This is a genomic window from Achromobacter sp. FW305-C-28 (genome assembly GCF_058783235.1).
Map to the genome: position 1 here is coordinate 200,316 of NZ_JBYSYL010000004.1, position 21,635 is coordinate 221,950.

Consider the following 21,635-nt stretch of genomic DNA (forward strand, 5'->3'; position numbering starts at 1 on the left):
ATTAGCATACGGTCCTACCGATGCCGGGCCTCGCTGTGGGCCCGGTGTGACCTTTGCCATGCGACAGGAAGCAATCTCTTATGGCCAGCACCACCCTCGGCGTCAAAGTCGATGACGCGCTACGCGACCGCCTGAAGGCCGCCGCGCAAAAGCTCAACTGCACGCCGCACTGGCTGCACAAGCAGGCAATCCTCTCCTACCTGGACAAGATCGAGCGCGGCCATCTGCCCGCCGAAATGTCCCACCTGGGCGGGGAAGAGGGCGCCGATGACGAGGGTAGCGATCACCCCGCCGCCGCCACGCCGCCGTTCTACGAATTCGGCCAGGATGTGCAGCCGCAATCGGTGCTGCGCGCGGCCATCACGGCGGCCTATCGCCGTCCCGAGCCGGAATGCGTGCCGCTGCTGCTGGGCCAGGCCCGCATGCCGAACCTGGAAAAGGTGCATGCGATGGCCACCGACCTGGTCAAGAAGCTGCGCGGCAAGCGCACCGGCGGCGGGGTCGAGGGGCTGATCCAGGAATTCTCGCTGTCCAGCCAGGAAGGCGTGGCGCTGATGTGCCTGGCCGAGGCGCTGCTGCGCATTCCCGACCGTGCCACGCGCGATGCGCTGATTCGCGACAAGGTCGCCCGCGGTGACTGGAAGTCGCACATGGGCGGCTCGCAATCGCTGTTCGTCAACGCCGCGACCTGGGGCCTGATGATCACCGGCAAGCTGGTGGCCGTGAGCAGCGAGCAGTCGTTGTCCAAGGCGCTGACGCGCCTGATCGGCAAGGGCGGCGAGCCGCTGGTGCGCAAGGGCGTGAACATGGCCATGCGCATGATGGGCGAGCAGTTCGTGTCGGGGCAGACCATTTCCGAAGCGCTGGCCAACAACCGCAAGATGGAAAGCCGCGGTTTCCGCTATTCGTACGACATGCTGGGCGAAGCGGCTACCACGGCCGAAGACGCGGATCGCTATTACGCGTCGTACGAGCAGGCCATCCATGCCATCGGCAAGGCGGCGGCCGGCCGTGGCATCTATGAAGGCCCGGGCATCTCGATCAAGCTGTCGGCGCTGCACCCGCGTTATTCACGTGCCCAGCGCGAACGCGTCATGGCCGAATTGCTGCCGCGCGTGAAGGCGCTGACGATCCTGGCGCGCAGCTACGACATCGGCCTGAACATCGATGCCGAAGAAGCCGACCGCCTGGAAATCTCGCTGGATCTGCTGGAAGCGCTGTGTTTCACCCCTGAGCTGGAAGGCTGGAGCGGCATCGGTTTCGTCATCCAGGCCTACCAGAAGCGCGCCCCGTTCGTGATCGACTACGTCATCGACCTGGCTCGCCGCAGCCGCCATCGCGTGATGGTGCGGCTGGTCAAGGGCGCCTACTGGGACAGCGAGATCAAGCGCGCCCAGGTCGATGGCCTGGAAGGCTATCCGGTCTACACCCGCAAGGTCTACACCGACGTGGCCTACCTGGCCTGCGCTCGCAAATTGCTGGGCGCGCCGGAAGCCGTTTACCCGCAGTTCGCCACGCACAACGCCTACACGCTGGCGGCGATCTACCAGCTGGCCGGCCAGAACTACTACCCGGGCCAGTACGAATTCCAGTGCCTGCACGGCATGGGCGAGCCGCTGTACGACGAAGTGGTGGGCCCGTTGGCGCAAGGCAAACTGAACCGCCCGTGCCGCATCTACGCGCCGGTCGGCACGCACGAAACGCTGCTGGCCTACCTGGTGCGCCGCCTGCTCGAGAACGGCGCCAACACCTCGTTCGTGAACCTGATCGGCGACGACACCATTCCCGTCGAAACGCTGGTGGCTGATCCGGTGGACGCGGCCTCGCGCATCGTGCCGCTGGGCGCGCCGCACGAGAAAATTCCGCTGCCGCGCGAGCTTTACGGCAATCCGCAGCAAGGGGCGCGCGCCAATTCGGCCGGTCTGGACCTGAGCAATGAACATCGCCTGGGGTCGCTGTCGGCCGCGCTGTTGACCAGCGCCGCCACGCCCTGGCGCGCCGCGCCGATGCTGGGCGAGGGCGCCGATGCCTGGGATGCGGCCCGCGCGATCGAAGTGCGCAACCCCGCCAACCTGCGCGACATCGTGGGCCACGTGATCGAAGCCAACGGCGACGAGGCCGAGGCCGCCTTGCGCGCTGCCGCCAATACGGCGCCCATCTGGCAATCGACGCCTGTGGCCGAGCGCGCGCAATGCCTGCGCCGCGCCGCCCAGCTGCTGGAAGAGCAGATGCAGACCCTGCTGGGCCTGATCGTGCGCGAAGCCGGCAAGTCGCTGCCCAATGCCATCGCCGAAGTGCGCGAAGCCGTGGACTTCCTGCGTTACTACGCGGACCAGGCCGAGCGCGAGTTCGGCAACGACACGCACCGCCCGCTGGGCACCGTGCTGTGCATCAGCCCGTGGAACTTCCCGCTGGCCATCTTCACCGGCCAGGTGGCCGCTGCCCTGGCGGCGGGCAATACCGTGCTGGCCAAGCCCGCCGAACAGACGCCGCTGATCGCGGCGCAGGCGGTGGCGATCCTGCGCGCCGCCGGCGTGCCGGCCGGCGCGGTGCAGCTGTTGCCTGGCCGCGGCGAAACCGTGGGTGCGCAACTGGTGGCCAGCCCCGGCATCCGCGGCGTGATGTTCACCGGGTCCACCGACGTGGCCCGCATCATCGCGCGCACGCTGGCGGACCGCCTGGACGACGACGGCCACACCATTCCGCTGATCGCCGAAACCGGTGGCCAGAACGCGATGGTGGTGGACTCGTCGGCGCTGTCCGAGCAGGTGGTCTTCGACGTGCTGAGCTCGGCCTTTGATTCGGCCGGCCAGCGCTGCTCGGCGCTGCGCGTGCTGTGCGTGCAGGAAGACAACGCCGATCACGTGCTGACCATGCTGCGCGGCGCGATGCGCGAGCTGAGCGTGGGTAACCCCGATCGCCTGTCGGTCGACGTGGGCCCTGTGATCGACACCGAAGCCCGCAACGGCATCCAGCGCCACATCGACGCGATGCGCACGGCAGGCCACCGGGTCGACCAGGGCGAGCTGAACGGCGAATGCCGCCAGGGTACTTTCGTGGCGCCCACCATCATCGAAATCGACGCGGTCAGCGAATTGACGCGTGAAGTGTTCGGCCCGGTGCTGCACGTGGTGCGCTACAAGCGCGAGGAACTGGACGCCTTGCTGGATGCCATCAATGGCACCGGCTACGGCCTGACTTTCGGCGTGCACACCCGCATCGACGAAACCATCGCCCACGTGACCGGCCAGGTCCATGCGGGCAACGTCTATGTCAACCGCAACATCGTGGGCGCCGTGGTGGGCGTGCAGCCGTTCGGCGGCGAATGCCTGTCGGGCACGGGCCCCAAGGCCGGCGGCCCGCTGTATATGTACCGCCTGCTGGGTACGCGCCCCGACGGCCTGCCGCCGGCGCTGGACCCCGCCGCGCCGCTGCCGCAGCGCATTGCGCTGCCGGGCCCCACAGGCGAGACCAATACCTATATGGTCGAGCCGCGTGGCGCCGTGTACTGCGTGGCGGCCACCGAGGCTGGCGCGCGGGCGCAGTGGTCGGCGGCGCGCCTGACCGGCAACCACGCCTGGTTCGCGGACACGCCCGCAGCCCAGGCGCTGCTGGCCGGGCTGGATGCCGAGCAGCAGGGCCAGGCCGGCATTCTGGCCGATGCCGAAGTCGACCAGGCCGATTACCAGGCGGTGCTGTTCGAGGGCGATGGCGACGCACTGCGCACGCTGAATCAGCGCATTGCACAGCGTCCTGGCGCTATCCTGGCGGTGCATGGACTGACGTCTGACGCGCTGGCGGCGGGCGCGGCTTATGTGCCGGAACGCCTCCTGACCGAGCGATCCATCAGCGTCAATACGGCCGCGGCCGGCGGCAACGCCAGCCTCATGACCATCGGCTGAGCGTGACCGAGGGGTAACCCTTGGGTAACCAAGGGTTATCTCCAATATCTAGCGAGGTTGCACTGGAAGCAAAATCCGGTCGCACCTGAAGTTCGATTGCGGCAACCCGGCAATTGGATTCAAACAGAAAAGCCTGGCCCAAAAGCCCAGGAATAACAAAGCCTCATCCGACATACCGGAGGATTCCCATGAAGTTTCGCACCACTTTGAAGCTTGTCGCCGCCGGCATCGCCGCCGCCAGCATGGCCGCCGCTGCCCAGGCCGCCGACGTCAAGTTCGGCTTTGCCGCGCCGCTGACCGGTCCCCAGTCGCACTACGGCGAAGACATGCAGAACGGTCTGAATCTGGCGCTGGAAGAAGCCAACAAGAAGGGCATCAAGGTCGATGGCCAGCCGGCCAAGTTCGTCCTGGTGTCGCGTGATGACCAGGCCGACCCCCGCGTGGGCGTACAGGTCGCGCAGCAACTGGTCGACGAGAACGTCGTCGGCATCCTGGGTCACTTCAATTCGGGCACCACGATCCCCGCGTCGCGCGTCTACCATGAAGCCGGCCTGCCGCAGATCGCCATGGCCACCTCGCCCGAATACACCAAGCAGGGCTACGAAACCACGTTCCGCATGATGACCAGCGACACCCAGCAGGGCGCCGCGGTCGGCAAGTTCATGGTGCAAAGCCTGAAGGCCAAGAAGGTCGCGATCATCGACGACCGCACCGCCTACGGCCAAGGCCTGGCGGACGAAGTCGAGAAGGCCGTCAAGGCCGCCGGCGGCCAGGTGGTTCGCCGCGAATACACGACCGACAAGGCCAACGACTTCACGGCTATCCTGACCAACATCAAGGGCTCGGCGCCCGACGCCATCTTCTACGGCGGCCTGGATGCGCAGTCCGGCCCCATGAAGCGCCAACTGGCCACGCTGGGCCTGAAGTCGCCGCTGGTTTCGGGTGAAATGACCCGTAGCGACACCTTCATCAAGCTGGCCGGCGACGCCGCCGATGGCACCTTTGCCTCGCTGGCCGGCGTGCCGCTGGACAAGATGGCTGCCGGCAAGGACTTCGAAAAGCGCTATCAAGAGCGCTTCAAGAAGGCCCCCGGCGTGTACGCGCCCTACGCTTATGACGGCGCCTGGAACATGATCAGCGCCATCGAAGCCGCTGGCACGGCCAAGCCCGAGAAGTACCTGCCGGAACTGGCCAAGCTGAACCGCAAGGGCGCCACCAGCGAACACATCGCCTACGACAAGAACGGCGATCTGAAAGAAATCTCGGTCACCATCTACGAAGTCAAGAACGGCAAGTGGGAGATGGTCGAGACGATGGTCAGCCAAGCCAACTGAGGCTGCTGCATCCGGCCAGGTCGCGGCTGCGCCGCCCCTGGCCATTGACACCCGCCCGCGCCGCCCGGCGCGGGGGTGCGCCACAAGGGTGGCGGCCCCGCGGGTGCGCCGCGCGCGAGATGCGCGCGATTTTTCCAGGCTTATTCTGCGGCCCCTATGGATATCTTCATTCAACAACTGATTAATGGCGTCACGCTCGGCAGCGTGTACGCCCTGGTCGCCCTTGGCTACACCATGGTGTACGGCATCATCGGGCTGATCAATTTCGCGCATGGCGATGTCGTCATGATCGGCGCGATGGCCGCGACGACGATCGCCATCTCGCTGGTGGGCGGCGACCCGTCCACGTCCGCGTTCGTGGTGCTGGGCCTGGGCCTGCTCGTGTCCGTGCCGCTGTGCATGGCGGTGGGCTGGACGGCCGAGCGCGTGGCCTACCGGCCGCTGCGCCGCGCCCCTCGCCTGGCTGCACTGATCACCGCCATCGGCGTGTCGATCATCCTGCAGAACGTGGCGATGATGAGCTGGGGCCGCAACTATCTGAACTTTCCGCAGGTGTTGACCCCGCAGGTGTTCGAGATCTTCGGCGCCCGCATGAGCACGCTGCAGATCGCCATTGTCGCGATCGCCGCGCTGATCATGGGCGGGCTGCTGGCGGTGGTGCACAAGACCCGCCTGGGTACCGCGATGCGCGCCACCGCGCAGAACCGCGAAGTGGCCGGCCTGATGGGCGTGAACATCAACACCGTCATTTCGGCGGCGTTCCTGATCGGTTCGGCGCTGGCCGCCGTGGCCGGCATGATGGTCGCCACCTACTACGGCGTGTCGCAATACACCATGGGCTTCATGCTGGGCCTGAAGGCCTTCACGGCCGCGGTGCTGGGCGGCATCGGTAACCTGGTCGGCGCGATGGCCGGGGGCCTGTTGCTGGGCATCATCGAATCGCTGGGCGCAGGCTACATCGGCGACCTGACCGGCGGTTTCCTGGGCAGCCACTACCAGGACGTGTTCGCGTTCTTCGTGCTGGTGCTGGTGCTGATCTTCCGTCCGTCCGGCCTGCTGGGCGAGCGCGTGGGAGACCGGGCATGAGCGGCGCCATGAAACACAGCGGGCTGTCCACCCGCAACCTGATTGGCATCGCGCTGATCGGCATCGTGCTGGCGGTGCTGCCGTTCGTGATCGGCATGGCCGGCCAGAGCTGGGTCCGCATCCTGAACTTCGCGTTGCTGTACGTGATGCTGTCGCTGGGCCTGAACATCGTGGTGGGCTTTGCCGGCCTGCTCGACCTGGGCTATATCGCGTTCTACGCGGTGGGCGCCTACACCTGGGCGCTGCTGGCCTCGCCGCACTTCGGGCTGCACCTGCCGTTCTGGGCGATCCTGCCGATCGCGCTGGCGGTGGCATGCCTGTTCGGGGTGCTGCTGGGGGCGCCAACGCTGAAATTGCGAGGCGACTACCTGGCCATCGTGACGTTGGGGTTTGGCGAGATCATCCGTATCTTTCTGAACAACCTGAACGCACCGGTCAACATCACCAACGGGCCGCAGGGCATCAACCGCATCGATACGTTCAAGGTGGGCGAATTCGCGTTCGGCCGCACGGAAAGCCTGCTGGGGATTCGTGTGACCGGGCCGGAGAAGTACTACTACCTGCTGCTGGCGCTGACGCTCATCATCATCCTGGTGTGTGTGCGCCTGCAGAATTCGCGCATCGGCCGCGCCTGGGAAGCGATTCGTGAAGACGAGATCGCGGCCAAGGCCATGGGCATCAATACCCGCAACATCAAGCTGCTGGCCTTTGCCATGGGCGCTTCGTTCGGCGGCGTGGCGGGCGCGCTGTTCGCGTCGATGCAGGGCTTTGTCAGCCCCGAGAGCTTCTCGCTGATGGAATCCATTTCCATCCTGTGCATGGTGGTGCTGGGCGGCATGGGGCATATCCCCGGCGTGATCCTGGGCGCCCTGATCCTGGCCGCGTTGCCCGAGTTTCTGCGGGCCGTGGTCGAGCCGGTGCAGCACATGCTGTTCGGCGCCGTGGTGCTGGACCCCGAAGGCATCCGCATGCTGCTGTTCGGCCTGGCCATGGTGTGCGTCATGCTGTTCCGCCCCGCCGGCCTGTGGCCGTCGGCCGTGCGCAAGCGCGAGCTGGCCACCAAGACCCAGGGAGGTGCGGCATGAGCAAACTGCTGCAAGCCCAGGGCCTGGGCAAGCGTTTCGGCGGCCTGCAGGCCTTGTCGGACGTCAGCTTCGATATCGAGCAGGGCGAGATCTACGGCCTGATCGGCCCGAACGGCGCGGGCAAGACCACGCTGTTCAACGTGCTGACCGGCCTGTACATCCCCGAAGACGGTTCGTGCACGTTCAACGGCCAGTCGATGTCGGGTAAGAAGCCGCACGAAGTGGCACACGCAGGCTTGGCGCGCACCTTCCAGAACATCCGCCTGTTCGCCAACCTGAGCGCGATCGAGAACGTGATGATCGGCCGCCACATGCGTACCCGCGCCGGTGTGCTGGGCGCCGTATTCCGCACTCGCGGCACGCGCGCCGAAGAGGCCGCCATCGAGGCCCGCGCCCAGGAATTGCTGGACTACGTGGGCATCGGCCACCGCGCCAACGACGTGGCGCGCTCGCTGCCTTACGGCGACCAGCGCCGCCTGGAAATCGCCCGTGCGCTGGCGACCGATCCGAAGCTGCTGGCGCTGGATGAGCCGGCCGCCGGCATGAACGCATCGGAAACCGTGGTGCTGCGCAAGCTGATCGAAAAGATCCGCGGTGACGGCGTGACGGTGCTGCTGATCGAACACGACATGAAATTGGTCATGGGCCTGTGCGATCGCGTGCTGGTGCTGGAATACGGCAAGGTGCTGGCCATGGGCAAACCCGCCCAGGTGCAGCGCGACCCCAAGGTCATCGAAGCGTATCTGGGCGCGGGCGCCGCCCAGGATCCGCTGATTCATCAGGAGCGCCCGGCATGACGACGGCAAGCAAACCCCTACTGGAACTGCGCGGCCTGCAGGTCGCGTATGGCGGCATCCGCGCGGTGCGCGGCATCGACCTGCGCGTGGACGAAGGCGAGCTGGTCTGCCTGATCGGCGCCAACGGCGCCGGCAAGAGCACGACCCTGCGCGCCATCTGCGGCCTGGTGCCGCTGGCCGGCGGCGAAGTGCTCTACGGCGGCAAGTCCATCGGCGGGCAGAAGTCGCACGAACTGGTGCGCCAGGGCCTGGTGATGGTGCCGGAAGGCCGCGGCATCTTCGGCCAGCTGACCATCGAGGAAAACCTGGCGATGGGCGCGTACATCCGCCGCGATGCGGCGCAGGTGCGGCAGGATACGGACCGCGTGTTCACGCTGTTTCCGCGCCTGGCCGAACGCCGCAAGCAGGCGGCCGGCACGCTGTCGGGCGGCGAGCAGCAGATGGTAGCCATGGGCCGCGCGATGATCGCGCGCCCCAAGCTGTTGCTGCTGGACGAGCCGTCCATGGGCCTGGCGCCGCTGATGGTCGAGAAGGTCTTCGAGGTGGTGCGCACCATCGCCAGCGAAGGCGTGACGATCCTCTTGATCGAGCAGAACGCCCGCCTGGCGCTGGAAAACAGCCATCGCGGCTACGTGATGGAATCCGGCGAGATCACGCTGTCGGGTCCGGCGCGTGAAATGCTGCATGACCCGAAGGTGCGTGCAGCCTATCTGGGTGAAGTCGAAGAGGTGTAAAAAAACCGGCGCAAGCCGGTTTTTTTATGCCTTAGGCCGGTTGCGCCACGACCCGCTCACGCCCGATCAGCAGGGCGATGACGGCGGCGATCAGGCCGGTTGCGCCGGCGGCAATGAAGGCCATCAGGTAGCTGCCTTGCGATTCGCGCACCAACCCCGCCATCCAGGCCGCGCTGGCCGCGCCCAGTTGGTGGCCGGCGACGATCCAGCCGAACACGATGGGGGCTTCGCGGTCGCCGAAGGCTTCGGTGGCCAGGCGCAGCGTGGGCGGCACGGTGGCGATCCAGTCCAGGCCGAAGAACACCGCGAAGATCGCCAGGCTGTAGAACGAGAAGTCGGAATACGGCAGGTAGATCAGCGCCAGGCCGCGCAGCGCGTAATACACGAACAGCAGCTTGCGCGGATCGTAGCGGTCCGTCAGCCAGCCCGACGCGGTGGTGCCGAAGAGATCGAAGATGCCCATGATCGCCAGCAGGCCGGCGGCTTGCACTTCGGGCATGCCATGGTCACCGCAAAGCGCGATCAGGTGCGTGCCGACCAGGCCGTTGGTGGTGAAGCCGCAGATGAAAAACGTGGCAAACAAAAACCAGAACGTGCGGGTCTTGGACGCCCGGGCCAGGGCGCCGAACGTGGCGGCCACCATGCCGGTGCGCGGCGCGGCGGGGGCAGGCGGAGCATGCGGGTCGCTGCCGAACGGCACCAGGCCGACGCTGGCAGGGCGGTCGGGCACCAGCCACCAGGCCAGCGGCACCAGTGCGGCGGCCGCCGCGGCAACCGTCCAGACCACCCGGGTCCAGTCGCCGGACGAGGCCAGCGCCGCCAGAACGGGCAGGAAGATCAGCGTGCCGGTGGCGGTGCTGGCGGTGAGCAGGCCCATCATCAGGCCGCGATGCCTGGTGAACCAGCGATTGACCACGGTGGCGCCCATGACCACGGCCACTGCGCCCGAACCGATGCCCGAGAACACGCCCCAGGTCATCAGCAGGTGCCAGGGTTGCGTCATGTAGGCGCTGACCGCGCTGGACGCCGCCATCAGCGATAGCGAGAAGATCAGCACGCGCCGCAGGCCGAAGCGTTCCATCGCCGCCGCGGCGAACGGGCCCACCAGGCCATACAGGAAAATGCCGACGGCGGCCGCGAACGAGGTCGAGCTGCGGCTCCAGCCAAAGCGCTCTTCCAGCGGCACCAGCAGGACGCTGGGTGAGGACCGCAGGCCGGCCGACACGAGCAGGGCCAGGAACACTACCGCGACCACGACAAAAGCGTACTTTTGGCCGGCGCGGCGGAAGGGGATGGGGGGTTGGGCTATACTCATGTTACTGACCGGTACGTATTGAGGTTTGCGAATAGTACGTACCGGTCAGTAACATCGTCAAGTGTTTTTTGGCGGCCCCTGTTTACAGGAAAGGAGTATTCGCATGGCCAGCAAATCCGGGCCGACGGGCAAGGCGTCCGCCGCGTCCTCCCCCGCAAAGCCGCTGCTTGCGGCCGACCGCATCCGCAAGACCGCACGCGAGATGTTCTATCGCGACGGCATCCGGGCGGTGGGCGTGGATGCCATCGTCAACCAGGCCGGTGTCACCAAGCCCAGCCTGTACCGCAGCTTCTCGTCCAAGGACGAGCTCGCCGCGGCTTACTTGCGCGACTACGACGCCGAGTTCTGGGGGCGTTTCAACGCCGCTTGCGATGCGCATCCCGGGGATCCGCAGGCCCAATTGCGCGCGTATCTGTCGGGGCTGGGCGTGCGGGCGGTGCAGAACGGCTACCGCGGCTGCGGCCTGACCAACGCCGCGGTCGAGTACCCCGAAGCCGGCCATCCGGCGCGCGTGGTCGCCGTCGAGCACAAGGTGGAACTGCGGCGCCGCTTGACCGCGATGGCGGCGGAAATGGGTGCGCCCGATCCCGAGGCGCTGGGCGACGGGCTGCTGCTGCTGATCGAAGGCGCCTTTGTTTCCAGTCAGTTGTTTGGCGAGGGCGGCCCGGCCGGGCGCGTCGCGGACATGGCCGACAAGCTGATCGCCGCCCATGTGGGCTGCCGTCAGGACTGATGGGCATCTGTTGCGCTGCACAAAAATAGTGCCAGATATGGTGCCTGTGCACCATCATGGTGGTGTTTGTACCCATTGCGCAACGACAGAAATAGTGTCAAGCAAATTATATTGCGACGCAGCAAACGCGGATCTAACATGAAGTCGTGTTGTTCCCCATCGCGCTTTCTCAAGGAGAGAATCATGAGCGATACCGCGTTGAAAAATGCCCGCATGTCGGATGCGCTGGAGCGGTCCCTGATCCGCGAGGCCATCAAGGCGGAAACCCTGTCCGGCCCGTTTTCCCGCATGGGTTGGCGCCGGCTGAAGCTGCGCCTGGCCAGGCTGGGCGGCGCTGTAGGCGAAGTGCTGCACGACATGGACGCCGGCCGTCGCCAGCACCCGGTCGTTTCCGCCCGTCGCTAAGGTTCCGGCAGGGCCCATAAAAAAACGCCAGCGCAAGCTGGCGTTTTTTTATGGCTGGGCCGAAGGCGGCGTGCGATCACACGACCATGTCCACCAGCAGGTAGCCGTCCAGCAGCACGATGCCGACGGTGGCGATGACGGCGGCCCAGGCCCAGGCGCCGCGTAGCGCATGGCGGCCCATCAGGCTCTTGCGGCAGGCCAGCAGCACCAGCGGGCCCAGGGCGAAGGGCAGGGCCAGGCTCAGGATGACCTGGCTCAGCACCAGCAGTTCGTCCGGGTCCTGGCCGCCCGTGAAGATCAGCAGGCCCACGGCCGCGGCGCCGGCGATCAGCCGCGTGGCCAGCGCGCGGCGGCGGTCGGACCAGTTGCTGCGCACCTGGAAGCCTTGCGAGAGGATGCGGCCGGCCAGCACGCCGGTGATGGTCGAACTTTGCCCGGCGGCGTACAGCGCCACGGCGAACACGATGGCGGCGCCGATGCCCAGCGTGTGGCCGATGACGGCGTGGGCATCATCCAGGCTGGAAACGATCATGCCCGAGCCCGACAGGGACGCGGCGGCGACGATCATGATGGCCGAGTTGATCAGCATGGCCACGCCCAGCGACACCACGGTGTCGTTGCGCGCCACCCGCATGGCCATGTCGCGGGCGTCGGCCGGCAGCGCCCGGGCGCGTTGCGCCAGCGAGCCGGAATGGAGGTACAGGTTGTGCGGCATCAGGGTCGCGCCCAGGATGCCCAGCGCGATCAGAAAGCCTTGCGGGTTGCGCAGCGCCTGGCCTGTCTGGGTGATGCCGTGCGCCACTTCCGTCCAGGCCGGATTGGCCTTGAACAGCAGGAACACGAACGAGGCCGCCACGATCGACAGCAGCACGGCGATGACGCGTTCGTGGCGGTCGGCGTTGCCGCGGGTCAGGGCCAGCACGGCAAACGTGCCCACGCCCGTGACGGCCACGCCGCCGATCAGCGGCAGGTTGAACAGCAGGCGCAGCGCGATGGCGCCGCCGATCAGTTCGGCCAGCGCGGTAGCCAGGATGGCGGCTTCGCCGGCCAGCCAGGCGGCCTTGGACATGCGCGGCGAAAGATGGCGGGCGGTGAGGGTGGCCAGGTCTTCGCCGGTGGCCAGCGCCAGGCGCGACACCAGCACCTGGAACCCCAGCGCCAGGATGGCCGACGCGATCACGACCAGCAGCAAGCCATAGCCGAAGCCGCTGCCGCCGGCGATGTCGGTGGCCCAGTTGCCCGGGTCGATGTAGCCCACGGCCACCAGGATGCCCGACCCGACCACCCGGCGCAGGTTGGCCGTCACCTGGGCGTCTTGTGCGTACGCCGCCTTGCCGCCAGAGATCGCATAAATAAATCGGGTCATGATGTTTCCTGAGAATGGTTCTCATTTTCCATAACTCGGGCATGACCGTCAAATTGATTTTCAACAAGCCCGGGATAGGGCAGCCCAATGGCGCCGCCCCATCCCGGCTGGCGGGCCGGTCAGGACTTGAGCTTGGCGTCCATGGTGATCTTGGCGTTCAGCACCTTGGAAACGGGGCAGCCTTTTTCAGCCTTGCGGGCAGCGTCTTCAAACGCCTGGGCCGACGCGCCGGGAATGACGGCTTCGACGGTCAGGTGCACGGCGGTGATGGCAAAGCCGTCATCGGCCTTGTCGAGCGTGACCTCGGCCTTGGTGTCCAGGCTTTGCGCGACCAGGCCGGCTTCGCCCAGGATGTTGGACAGTGCCATGGTGAAGCAGCCGGCGTGGGCGGCGCCCAGCAGTTCTTCGGGATTGGTGCCCGGGGTGTCGCCAAAGCGGGTATTGAAGCCATACGGCTGGCTCTTGAGCGCGCCGCTCTGCGTGGAAATCGTGCCCTTGCCCGTCTTCAGATCGCCCGACCAGGCGGCGGTTGCGGTTTTCTTCATGCGTTGACTCCTGTAGAGGGGAACGCGCCCGTCGCGGACGCGTCCGGTGGGGGAGGCGGGCCGGTAGGGCGGCGCCGCACAATGCCGAAAGGGCATGGGTCATGATACGGCGGCGGCGCGGCGCGGGTGCCCAAAACAGCCCCACGCAACGGCAAGCCGATGTAACGATTGCGGCCGCCACGCCTTGCCAGCGAGGCATGGCGCCGTCACACTTCGCCCTGGCTCAACCCGAACAGGCTTTGGATACAGATGGTAGTGATCGACACCGAACAAACCCGCCGCGCATTGTCGTTCGACGCGGCGATTCCGGCTTTGCGCGAGGCCTTTCGCCAAGGCGCCCACGTGCCGCCGCGCCATGTGCATGCCATTGAATCGGGCGGTGCGCACGGCACCACGCTGATCATGCCGGCCTGGAACGAACAGGGCTATTTCGGCGTCAAGGTCATCAACATCTTTCCCGAAAACACGCGCCAGTCGTTGCCTGGGCTGCACGCTACCTACAACCTGTACAGCGCGCGCACCGGCGTGCCGCTGGCGCAGGTCGACGGCGACCAAGTCACGGTGTTCCGCACCGCCGGCGCCGCCGCGCTGGGCGCCTCGTACCTGGCCCGCCCCGATGCGCGGGTGCTCACCATCGTCGGCTCCGGCCGCATCGCCGGGCTGGTGGCCCAAGCCATGCGCACCGTGCGCCCGATCGACAAAGTGCTGGTCTGGAACCTGCGCCCGGCCGGCGCCGACGCGCTGGCGGCCGCGCTGCGCGAACAGGGCTTCGATGCCACCAGCACGCCAGACCTCGAACAGGCCGTGCGCCAATCCGATATCGTCAGCTGCGCCACGCTGTCCACCGAACCGCTGGTGCGCGGCGCCTGGCTGCGCCCGGGGACCCACCTTGACCTGATCGGCAGCTTCAAGCCCGACATGATCGAAACCGACACCGCCTGCTTTGACGGCACGACGGTCTACGTGGATACCGACGAAGCCCCCACCAAGGCCGGCGATCTGCTGGCTGCGTTCCAGGCCGGCGTGCTGGCGCGTGAAGGTATCCGCGGCACGCTCACCGACCTGGTGCAGGGCCGCGCCCCGGGCCGCACCGATGCGCGCGAAATCACCGTGTTCAAGGCCGTGGGCAGCGCCCTTGAAGACCTGACGCTGGCCGCGCTGGTCTACGAGGCCCGCGCCGGTCAGGCAAAATAGCGGCATCCGCATTTCTTCCTTTCCGCGAGTTGCCGTCATGTCCCGCACTTTTCTCCGTTACGCCTGCGCTGTCGCGCTGGTCGTCCCCGCCCTGTCCGCCCGCGCCGACATCGTGATCGGCGTGGACGTGTCCACCACCGGCCCGGCCGCGGCGATCGGCATCCAGACCAACAACGCGATCCGCCTGTGGCCGGCCACGTTGGGCGGCCAGCCGGCGCGCTACGTGGTGCTGGACGACGGCACCGACGTCAGCCGGGCCGTCAAGAACCTGCGCAAGCTCACATCCGAAGACAAGGTCGACGCCATCGTCGGGCCCAACACCACCGCCGCGGCCCTGGCCGCGCTGGACGTGCTGGCCGAAACGCGCACGCCGATGATCGCACTGGCCGCATCCAGCGTCATTGTCGAGCCGATGTCCGACCCCAAGCGCGCCTGGGCCTTCAAGATGCCCCAGAACGATTCGCTGATGGCGACGGTGCTGGTCGAAGACATGAAAAAGAAAGGCGTAAAGAACGTGGCCTTCATCGGCTTTGCCGATTCCTACGGCGACAGCTGGTGGAAGGAATTCTCGGCCGCCGCCGGCGCCGACCTGAAGATCGTGGCGCAAGAACGCTTCCAGCGCACCGACGCGTCGGTGGTGGGGCAGGTGCTCAAGGTCATCGCCGCCAAGCCCGATGCCGTGCTGATCGCGGGCGCCGGCACGCCGTCGGCCCTGCCGCAGAAGACGCTGCTTGAACGCGGCTACACCGGCACCATCTACCAGACCCACGGCATCGGCACGCTGGAATTCCTGCAGGTCGGCGGCAAGGACGTCGAAGGCACGCTGTTCCCCACTGGCCCGGGCGTGGTGGCGCGCGAGCTGCCGGATTCCAACCCGGTCAAGAAGGTGGCCGTGGCCTTTGCCGACCAATACGAACGCCAGTACGGCGCCAACACGCTGACCCAGTTCGCCGGCGATGCCTATGGCGCCTGGATGCTGCTGGATTCCGCCGTGGCGCGCGCCCTCAAGACCGGCGCCAAGCCCGGCACCCCGGAATTCCGCGCCGCCTTGCGCGACGCCCTGGAAAACACCCGTGATCTGGTCGTGCCCAATGGCGTGCTCAATATCTCGAAAGACAACCACCAGGGCTTTGACGAGCGTGCCCGCGTCATGGGCGTCGTGCGCGACGGCAAGTTCTCGTACGCGCAATAGGGGCCGCAAGGCTCAAAAAAAATAAGGGACGACATAGTCGTCTACCCTTCGTAACGTGTTCTAACCTGTCATAGGGCAGCACACGGGAAAAGCAGGCTTAGGCCTGCTTTTTTTCATCCATATCATTAGAGGTGAAATGATTTAATGTCGTATCATTTTTAGCGAAGCCATGTACCTAGAAATAAATTCGGGAGAAAAAGACCATGACCCTGCGAACCCCCCGCCGCCTGCTGTTGGCCCTGAGCCTGGGCCTGTTGGCCGCGTGCTCCGATTCCGGCGGCGACAAGGCCGCGGCCGGCAACGCGCCTGCTGCGGCCAACACGCTGGAGGCTGCCAAGGCGGCCGGCAAGATCCGCATCGGCTATGCCAACGAGGCGCCGTTCGCCTTCATGGATAGCAAAGAGGCCAAGGTCACCGGTGAATCCGTGGAAATCGCGCGGGTGGTGCTCAAGCGCATGGGCATCAACGAGGTCGAGGGGGTACTGACCGAGTTTGGTTCGCTGATCCCGGGCCTGCAGGCCAAGCGTTTCGACATCATCGCGGCGGGCATGTACGTGACGCCCGAACGCTGCGGCCAGGTGGCGTTTTCCGACCCGACCTATGGCGTGGGCCAGGCTTTCCTGGTCAAGCAGGGCAACCCCAAGAACCTGCATAGCTACGAAGACGTGGTGAAGAACCCCGACGCCAAGCTGGGCGTAGTGGTGGGCGCCATCGAGTCCGAGTATGCGTCCAAGGTCAAGGTGCCGCCGGGCCAGATGGTGGTGTTTCCCGATGCGGTCAGCGCGCTGTCCGGCGTGCAGGCGGGCCGCGCGGATGCCTATGCGGCAACCGCCCTGACCATCAACGACCTGATGGGCAAGACCGATGCCGGCAGCGGCCTGGAAAAGGCCGATCCGTTCACCGACCCGGTGATCGATGGCAAGGGCGTGCGCGGTTATGGCGCCTATGCCTTCCGCCCCGACGACAAGGCTTTTGCCGATGCCTTCAACGCCGAGCTGGCCAAGTTCATCGGCACCGAAGAGCACAAGCAACTGGTGGCGCCGTTTGGCTTTACGCCGCAGGAATTGCCCAACGGCGTCACGGCCGCCAAGCTCTGCGCCGGCCAATAGGAGGCGCCGATGCAGCTCATATCCGAACATATCGCCGAGCTGGTGCCGCCGTTGCTGGAAGGGCTGGCGGTGACGCTGGAAATCATGGCGGGCGCCGTGGTGCTGGCCGTGCCCCTGGCGCTGGCCGCGGGCATCGGGCGCCTGTCCACCCTGCGGCCGGTGCGCTGGCTGGCGTCGATCTATGTAGAGGTCTTTCGCGGCACGTCGGCCCTGGTGCAGCTGTTCTGGTTCTATTTCGTGCTGCCGCTGTTCGGCGTGCAACTGCCGGCCATGCTGGTGGGCATCGTGGTGCTGGCCCTGAACGCCGGCGCCTACGGCGCGGAAGTGGTGCGCGGTGCGATTCGCGCGGTGCCGCCAGGCCAGCGCGAAGCGGGCGTGGCGCTGAACCTGACGCGCGGCCAGATCATGCGCCGCATCGTCGTGCCGCAGGCCATTCCGGCCATGCTGCCGCCGGCCGGCAACCTGCTGATCGAACTGCTCAAGAACACCGCGCTGGTGTCGCTGATCACCATCACCGACCTGACCTTCCGCGGCCAGCTGCTGCGCAGCGAAACCCTGCGCACGACCGAGATCTTTGCGCTGATGCTGCTGATGTACTTCGCGGTGGCGCTCTTGATCACCGCGGGCGTGCGCCTGCTTGAACGGAGGGTCCGCGTCCGATGAAACCGATATTCGACTGGTCCTTCGCCCTGGAAATCCTGCCCACCCTGGGCTCGGCGTTGATCATCACCATCCAGGCCACCGTGCTGGGCATGCTGGTGGCCGTGACGCTGGGCCTGGCATTGGCCCTGCTGCGGCGTTCGCGCCTGGCGATCGTGTCGCTGCCCACGGCATTCGTGATCGAGTTCGTGCGCAGCACGCCGCTGTTGGTGCAGATGTATTTCCTGTTCTATGTGATGCCGTTGACCGGGGTGCAGATGTCGCCGCTGGCGACCGGGATCGTGGCGCTGGGGCTGCACTACGCGACCTATTGCGCCGAGGTCTACCGCGCCGGCATCGAGGCGGTGCCGCGCGGTCAGCTGGAAGCCGCCCGCGCCCTGAACATGTCGCCCTGGCGCACCGCCGTCGGCGTGGTGCTGCCGCAGGCGATTCCGCCGGTGGTGCCGGCGCTGGGCAATTACCTGGTGGCCATGTTCAAGGACACGCCGCTGCTATCCGCCATCACCGTGGTGGAACTGCTGCAGCAAAGCAAGATGATCGGGTCCAGCACCTTCCGCTACACCGAGCCCCTGACCCTGGTCGGCGTGCTGTTCCTGGTGCTCAGCCTGGTCGCGGCCTGGGGCGTGCGTGGCCTGGAGGCCCGACTGCAACGATACGGAGGAAAGCGATGAGCGCAAGCGTCACCATCAAGAACCTGCACAAGCGCTACGGCGAACTCGAGGTGCTGCGCGGCATCAACCTGGAGATCCCGGCCGGCCAGACCGTCGCGGTGATCGGCCCGTCCGGTTCGGGCAAGTCGACCCTGCTGCGCGTCCTGATGACGCTGGATCGGCCCAGCAGCGGCGATATCGAGATCGATGGCCAGGCGATGTGGACCGACGAGCAGGGCCGTCCGGCCGGACCCAATTCCGAACATCTGCGGCGCGTGCGCGGCAAGATCGGCATGGTGTTCCAGCACTTCAACCTGTTCCCGCACATGACCGCGCTGGGCAACACCATGGAAGCGCCGGTGCACGTGCTGGGCATGTCGCGCGACCAGGCCCGCGAGCGCGCCGTGGAATACCTGGACATGGTGGGGCTGGGCGACAAGCTGGATGTCTATCCGGCGCAGTTGTCGGGTGGGCAGAAGCAGCGTGTCGGCATCGCCCGCGCCTTGGCCATGTGCCCCGAGATCATGCTGTTCGACGAAGTGACGTCGGCGCTGGACCCGGAGCTGGTGGGCGGCATCCTGCAGATCCTGCGCGACCTGGCGGCCCGGCGCAGCATGACGATGATCATCGTCACCCACCAGATGAAATTCGCCGAGCGCAGCTCCGACCGGACCCTGTTTTTCGACGAGGGCAACATCGTCGAGGACGCCGAGTCGCAGACACTGTTCAGCTCGCCCAAAGAGGCGCGCACCCGCCAGTTCCTGGACAGCGTCATCGAAGGCCAGTAGCGCGGCCGGGCCGCAGGCGGCGTGCGCCGCCTGCCTCGTCCGCCAGCGCGCGGGGCAGCCAGGGCGTTGATGCGTCTGTGTCCCGCAGTCAGCACCCCCAGCCGTTTAACCCTGCTGCGGCCGTTGGGATTTGCGGGCGCGCGCGCCGGGCGGCGCTATGCTGTGCATCCGCGTCCTTCGCCCGGAGTTCCTTGCATGAGTCACCTGTTCAGTCCCACGTCAGTCGGCAATGTCGACCTGGTCAATCGCATCGTCATCGCACCCATGTGCGAGTACTCGGCCGACGAGGGCCGGGCCACCGATTGGCACATGATCCACCTGGGCCACCTGGCCCTGTCGGGGGCGGCGCTGCTGTTCACCGAAGCGACCGCGGTCGAGGCCGACGGCCGTATTTCCCCGGGGGACCTGGGGCTGTGGTCGGATGAGACCGAGGCCGCGCTGGGCCGGGTGGTGCAGGCGGTGCGGCGCTATTCGCCGATCAAGCTGGGCATTCAATTGGGCCATGCGGGCCGCAAGGCGTCCAGCCATGCGCCCTGGGAAGGCGGCCAGCTGGTGCCGCCCGAGCAGGGCGGCTGGCAGGGCTGGGCGCCATCGGCGATTGCCCACAATGCGTCCGAGCCGCCGCCGCGCGCGCTGGACGCGGCCGGCCTGGCGCGGGTGCGCGATGCCTTCGTGGACAGCGCCCGCCGCGCCATTCGCCTGGGTTTCGATGCGATCGAGCTGCATGCCGCTCACGGCTACCTGCTGCACCAGTTCCTGTCGCCCCTGGCCAACCAGCGCGACGACGAATACGGCGGCTCGCTGGAAAATCGCATGCGCTTTCCGCTGGAAGTCTTCCGCGCGGTGCGTGAGGTGACCCCGGCGTCGGTGGCACTGGGCGTGCGCGTGTCGGCGACCGACTGGGTCGACGGCGGCTGGGACCTGGAACAGACCCAGGCCTTTGCACTGCGCATCAAGGAACTGGGCGGCGAGTTCATCGACGTCTCCAGCGGCGGCGTGTCGTCGCAGCAGAAGATTCCGGTGGGTCCGAATTACCAGGTGCCGTTCGCCGACGCGATCAAGCGCGCGGTCGGCCTGCCCACCATCACCGTGGGCCTGATCACCGAGGCGCAGCAAGCCGAGGACATCCTGGCCAATGGCCAGGCCGACATGGTGGCCCTGGCCCGCGGCATGCTGTACGACCCGCGCTGGCCGTGGCACGCGGCCGCGCAACTGGGCGGCCAGGTCAGCGCGCCGCGCCAGTACTGGCGGTCGCAGCCGCGCGAGCAGAAGGAATTGTTCGGCGAAACGCGCTTCGGCCAGCGCTAGCCGCCGCAGCAGCCGGGCGACGTACGCGAGTCCGCCACCCGCCCAGACCGATGCGCCATGAAAAACGCCGCTTTTCAAAGCGGCGTTTTTCTTGTGGCCTTGCGGTGACGCGCGAGCCTTACAGCTTGGCGTAGGCGGCTTCCAGATCGCGGTGCAGCAGGTCGGCAAAGCCGGCTTGCGAGGCATCGTGTTGCGACAGCAGGCGGGCCAGCACGACGTTGTCTTCTTCGCCGTTCCAGATCTTGATGTAGGTGCCTTCCTTGTAGCCGTGTTGCTGGCGGAAGATGTTCAGCACGTTCTTGGACACATACTGGGTGTAGGCATCGTTCCAGGTCATTTCGCAGACGGTCATGCTCTGTTCCAGCAGCTTGAAGCTGGCGCGGCCGCAGACGGCCAGGCCGCCGATCAGTTCCAGCAGTTCCGGCACCGTCAGGCTGGCCAGCGCGTAGCTCTTGCCATCCAGCGTCACCGAGGCCGGGCCGGCCAGGTCGGCCACCAGCGCGGCGGCGGCCGCGCTGACGTCGCCCTTGGACTGCACGATGGTGTGCGACAGGTAGAAATGCAGGATGTCGACCAGTTCCATCTGCACCTGGGGCAGGTCGATGGTCTGCTTCTTCCACCACTTCCAGCCGTAGTGCTCGAGCGCCTCGGCCGATTCGACGAAGGCGGCGCGCAGGAACCGGGCACCGCCATTGACCCAGTCCGGATTGATCATGCTGTTCAAGTCGCCTTGCAGCTTCAGCATCGTGGCCGCCTGGGCCTGGTTCAATCCGACAACGTTATTCACTTTCACTCCGGTATTCATGGGGTCTTTCGACGGCGGCGGAAATGTTAGCACCATTGCGTGGGATGCCAGGCGCCGCCAGCGTTCAGCCGTCCTTGCGGTACGACGTGGTCTTGAGCGGCGGCAGCTTGCCCAGCGGCTGCTTGCGCGGATCGCGGGCGCCGCTGGCGGCCTTGAAAAGCATGAACGCGAAGAACGCCAGGAACACGGCCGGCATCAGCTCGTCCAGGTCGAAGTGCGGCGAGCGCAGCGCCTTGAACGCGATGTTGACCGCGGCCCAGCCGGCGATGGCCCCGGCGATGGTCAGGAAGATGCCCAGCTTGCGCTGGCGCGCGCGCTTGGCCATGGACACTGCGGCGGCGTCTTCCTGGCCGGGCACGCCCACCAGCGGCGCGGGTTCGGCGCGGCGCGATTGCAGCGGCGGGGGCGCGGATTTGCCCCAAGTCAGGTCGTACAGCGAATCCTTGGTGGAACCGGCCGGCGGGGGCGTAGGCACGGCGACTGGCGCGCTGGCCTGGCGGCGGGTTTCAGCCTTGTCGGGCACGCGGCCAGGCGAGGCGCCGCCGGCGCGCGACAGGTTTTCGACGTAGCGCGCGAAGTCGCCGTTTTTCGGCTCCATATCTATTGCCATGTTCTTCTCCGGGCGGG

20 protein-coding genes are annotated in these 21,635 nt (G+C 66.7%); 15 read left to right on the forward strand and 5 right to left on the reverse strand.

Annotation, left to right across the window (positions count from 1 at the left end):
- Positions 1–80: 80 nt before the first annotated feature.
- From putA to AC3WMR_RS13015, 6 genes are all read left to right on the forward strand, one after another.
- Positions 81–3,902, forward strand: coding sequence for a trifunctional transcriptional regulator/proline dehydrogenase/L-glutamate gamma-semialdehyde dehydrogenase (putA, locus tag AC3WMR_RS12990; protein ID WP_492265347.1), 3,822 nt, complete (start codon positions 81–83; stop codon positions 3,900–3,902).
- Between the two features lie 188 nt (positions 3,903–4,090).
- On the forward strand, positions 4,091–5,236 hold the full coding sequence (locus AC3WMR_RS12995; RefSeq protein WP_492265348.1) for a branched-chain amino acid ABC transporter substrate-binding protein: 1,146 nt from the start codon (positions 4,091–4,093) through the stop codon (positions 5,234–5,236).
- Positions 5,237–5,470: 234 nt separating this feature from the next.
- Positions 5,471–6,322 (forward strand): branched-chain amino acid ABC transporter permease, encoded by an 852-nt coding sequence (locus AC3WMR_RS13000; RefSeq protein WP_369797635.1) that lies wholly within the window; start codon positions 5,471–5,473, stop codon positions 6,320–6,322.
- Positions 6,319–7,407 carry an ABC transporter permease subunit gene (locus AC3WMR_RS13005; protein ID WP_025135851.1) on the forward strand — a complete coding sequence of 363 codons (1,089 nt, stop codon included), beginning with the start codon at positions 6,319–6,321 and terminating at the stop codon, positions 7,405–7,407. Before AC3WMR_RS13000 ends, AC3WMR_RS13005 begins: the two co-directional genes overlap by 4 nt.
- Complete coding sequence (locus AC3WMR_RS13010) at positions 7,404–8,204, forward strand: ABC transporter ATP-binding protein (RefSeq protein ID WP_175191923.1); 801 nt, start codon at positions 7,404–7,406, stop codon at positions 8,202–8,204. The genes AC3WMR_RS13005 and AC3WMR_RS13010 overlap by 4 nt, the downstream gene beginning before the upstream one ends.
- Positions 8,201–8,938 carry an ABC transporter ATP-binding protein gene (locus AC3WMR_RS13015; protein ID WP_492265349.1) on the forward strand — a complete coding sequence of 246 codons (738 nt, stop codon included), beginning with the start codon at positions 8,201–8,203 and terminating at the stop codon, positions 8,936–8,938. The genes AC3WMR_RS13010 and AC3WMR_RS13015 overlap by 4 nt, the downstream gene beginning before the upstream one ends.
- A 31-nt stretch (positions 8,939–8,969) precedes the next feature.
- Here the strand turns inward: AC3WMR_RS13015 and AC3WMR_RS13020 are convergent, their stop codons facing one another.
- Positions 8,970–10,253, reverse strand: coding sequence for an MFS transporter (locus AC3WMR_RS13020; RefSeq protein WP_492265350.1), 1,284 nt, complete (start codon positions 10,251–10,253; stop codon positions 8,970–8,972).
- 103 nt (positions 10,254–10,356) lie between these two features.
- Between AC3WMR_RS13020 and AC3WMR_RS13025 the strand changes: the two genes are divergently transcribed.
- Positions 10,357–10,986: a TetR/AcrR family transcriptional regulator gene (locus AC3WMR_RS13025; RefSeq protein ID WP_492265351.1), complete on the forward strand. Its 630-nt coding sequence runs from the start codon at positions 10,357–10,359 to the stop codon at positions 10,984–10,986.
- Positions 10,987–11,169: 183 nt separating this feature from the next.
- Entirely contained in the window at positions 11,170–11,391 is a 222-nt protein-coding gene (locus tag AC3WMR_RS13030; RefSeq protein ID WP_175191927.1) for an XRE family transcriptional regulator, read from the forward strand.
- 76 nt (positions 11,392–11,467) lie between these two features.
- Here AC3WMR_RS13030 and AC3WMR_RS13035 read toward each other — a convergent pair whose 3' ends face one another.
- Entirely contained in the window at positions 11,468–12,757 is a 1,290-nt protein-coding gene (locus AC3WMR_RS13035) for an Nramp family divalent metal transporter (protein WP_025135857.1), read from the reverse strand.
- Positions 12,758–12,876: 119 nt separating this feature from the next.
- The gene (locus tag AC3WMR_RS13040) at positions 12,877–13,302 is read right to left on the reverse strand and encodes an OsmC family protein (protein WP_025135858.1); all 426 of its coding nucleotides are present in this window, start codon (positions 13,300–13,302) and stop codon (positions 12,877–12,879) included.
- A gap of 249 nt (positions 13,303–13,551) precedes the next feature.
- On the opposite strand from AC3WMR_RS13040, the gene lhpI reads away from it, so the two are divergent.
- The 7 genes from lhpI to AC3WMR_RS13075 all read left to right on the forward strand — a co-directional run bounded on the left by lhpI (position 13,552) and on the right by AC3WMR_RS13075 (position 20,203).
- On the forward strand, positions 13,552–14,496 hold the full coding sequence (gene lhpI, locus AC3WMR_RS13045; protein WP_492265352.1) for a bifunctional Delta(1)-pyrroline-2-carboxylate/Delta(1)-piperideine-2-carboxylate reductase: 945 nt from the start codon (positions 13,552–13,554) through the stop codon (positions 14,494–14,496).
- Between the two features lie 37 nt (positions 14,497–14,533).
- Complete coding sequence (locus tag AC3WMR_RS13050; RefSeq protein WP_492265353.1) at positions 14,534–15,688, forward strand: ABC transporter substrate-binding protein; 1,155 nt, start codon at positions 14,534–14,536, stop codon at positions 15,686–15,688.
- Positions 15,689–15,891: 203 nt separating this feature from the next.
- Positions 15,892–16,797, forward strand: coding sequence for an ectoine/hydroxyectoine ABC transporter substrate-binding protein EhuB (gene ehuB, locus AC3WMR_RS13055; protein ID WP_492265354.1), 906 nt, complete (start codon positions 15,892–15,894; stop codon positions 16,795–16,797).
- Positions 16,798–16,806: 9 nt separating this feature from the next.
- Complete coding sequence (gene ehuC, locus AC3WMR_RS13060; protein WP_492265355.1) at positions 16,807–17,460, forward strand: ectoine/hydroxyectoine ABC transporter permease subunit EhuC; 654 nt, start codon at positions 16,807–16,809, stop codon at positions 17,458–17,460.
- Positions 17,457–18,128 (forward strand): ectoine/hydroxyectoine ABC transporter permease subunit EhuD, encoded by a 672-nt coding sequence (ehuD, locus tag AC3WMR_RS13065; protein ID WP_492265356.1) that lies wholly within the window; start codon positions 17,457–17,459, stop codon positions 18,126–18,128. Before ehuC ends, ehuD begins: the two co-directional genes overlap by 4 nt.
- The gene (ehuA, locus tag AC3WMR_RS13070) at positions 18,125–18,895 is read left to right on the forward strand and encodes an ectoine/hydroxyectoine ABC transporter ATP-binding protein EhuA (protein WP_492265357.1); all 771 of its coding nucleotides are present in this window, start codon (positions 18,125–18,127) and stop codon (positions 18,893–18,895) included. The genes ehuD and ehuA overlap by 4 nt, the downstream gene beginning before the upstream one ends.
- A 195-nt stretch (positions 18,896–19,090) precedes the next feature.
- Positions 19,091–20,203 carry an NADH:flavin oxidoreductase/NADH oxidase gene (locus AC3WMR_RS13075; protein WP_492265358.1) on the forward strand — a complete coding sequence of 371 codons (1,113 nt, stop codon included), beginning with the start codon at positions 19,091–19,093 and terminating at the stop codon, positions 20,201–20,203.
- A 118-nt stretch (positions 20,204–20,321) separates the two neighbouring features.
- On the opposite strand, the gene AC3WMR_RS13080 is transcribed toward AC3WMR_RS13075, so the two are convergent.
- On the reverse strand, positions 20,322–21,008 hold the full coding sequence (locus AC3WMR_RS13080) for a dUTP diphosphatase (protein WP_492265359.1): 687 nt from the start codon (positions 21,006–21,008) through the stop codon (positions 20,322–20,324).
- A gap of 64 nt (positions 21,009–21,072) precedes the next feature.
- The gene (locus tag AC3WMR_RS13085) at positions 21,073–21,618 is read right to left on the reverse strand and encodes a hypothetical protein (RefSeq protein ID WP_492265360.1); all 546 of its coding nucleotides are present in this window, start codon (positions 21,616–21,618) and stop codon (positions 21,073–21,075) included.
- Positions 21,619–21,635: the final 17 nt, after the last annotated feature.

Excerpts from the sequence above, each read along its gene's own strand:
- putA (WP_492265347.1), top strand. The coding sequence starts at position 81 with ATGGCCAGCACCACCCTCGGCGTCAAAGTCGATGACGCGCTACGCGAC.
- AC3WMR_RS12995 (WP_492265348.1), top strand. The coding sequence starts at position 4,091 with ATGAAGTTTCGCACCACTTTGAAGCTTGTCGCCGCCGGCATCGCCGCC.
- AC3WMR_RS13000 (WP_369797635.1), top strand. The coding sequence starts at position 5,471 with ATGGTGTACGGCATCATCGGGCTGATCAATTTCGCGCATGGCGATGTC.
- AC3WMR_RS13005 (WP_025135851.1), top strand. The coding sequence starts at position 6,319 with ATGAGCGGCGCCATGAAACACAGCGGGCTGTCCACCCGCAACCTGATT.
- AC3WMR_RS13010 (WP_175191923.1), top strand. The coding sequence starts at position 7,404 with ATGAGCAAACTGCTGCAAGCCCAGGGCCTGGGCAAGCGTTTCGGCGGC.
- AC3WMR_RS13015 (WP_492265349.1), top strand. The coding sequence starts at position 8,201 with ATGACGACGGCAAGCAAACCCCTACTGGAACTGCGCGGCCTGCAGGTC.
- AC3WMR_RS13020 (WP_492265350.1), bottom strand. The coding sequence starts at position 10,253 with ATGAGTATAGCCCAACCCCCCATCCCCTTCCGCCGCGCCGGCCAAAAG.
- AC3WMR_RS13025 (WP_492265351.1), top strand. The coding sequence starts at position 10,357 with ATGGCCAGCAAATCCGGGCCGACGGGCAAGGCGTCCGCCGCGTCCTCC.
- AC3WMR_RS13030 (WP_175191927.1), top strand. The coding sequence starts at position 11,170 with ATGAGCGATACCGCGTTGAAAAATGCCCGCATGTCGGATGCGCTGGAG.
- AC3WMR_RS13035 (WP_025135857.1), bottom strand. The coding sequence starts at position 12,757 with ATGACCCGATTTATTTATGCGATCTCTGGCGGCAAGGCGGCGTACGCA.
- AC3WMR_RS13040 (WP_025135858.1), bottom strand. The coding sequence starts at position 13,302 with ATGAAGAAAACCGCAACCGCCGCCTGGTCGGGCGATCTGAAGACGGGC.
- lhpI (WP_492265352.1), top strand. The coding sequence starts at position 13,552 with ATGGTAGTGATCGACACCGAACAAACCCGCCGCGCATTGTCGTTCGAC.
- AC3WMR_RS13050 (WP_492265353.1), top strand. The coding sequence starts at position 14,534 with ATGTCCCGCACTTTTCTCCGTTACGCCTGCGCTGTCGCGCTGGTCGTC.
- ehuB (WP_492265354.1), top strand. The coding sequence starts at position 15,892 with ATGACCCTGCGAACCCCCCGCCGCCTGCTGTTGGCCCTGAGCCTGGGC.
- ehuC (WP_492265355.1), top strand. The coding sequence starts at position 16,807 with ATGCAGCTCATATCCGAACATATCGCCGAGCTGGTGCCGCCGTTGCTG.
- ehuD (WP_492265356.1), top strand. The coding sequence starts at position 17,457 with ATGAAACCGATATTCGACTGGTCCTTCGCCCTGGAAATCCTGCCCACC.
- ehuA (WP_492265357.1), top strand. The coding sequence starts at position 18,125 with ATGAGCGCAAGCGTCACCATCAAGAACCTGCACAAGCGCTACGGCGAA.
- AC3WMR_RS13075 (WP_492265358.1), top strand. The coding sequence starts at position 19,091 with ATGAGTCACCTGTTCAGTCCCACGTCAGTCGGCAATGTCGACCTGGTC.
- AC3WMR_RS13080 (WP_492265359.1), bottom strand. The coding sequence starts at position 21,008 with ATGAATACCGGAGTGAAAGTGAATAACGTTGTCGGATTGAACCAGGCC.
- AC3WMR_RS13085 (WP_492265360.1), bottom strand. The coding sequence starts at position 21,618 with ATGGCAATAGATATGGAGCCGAAAAACGGCGACTTCGCGCGCTACGTC.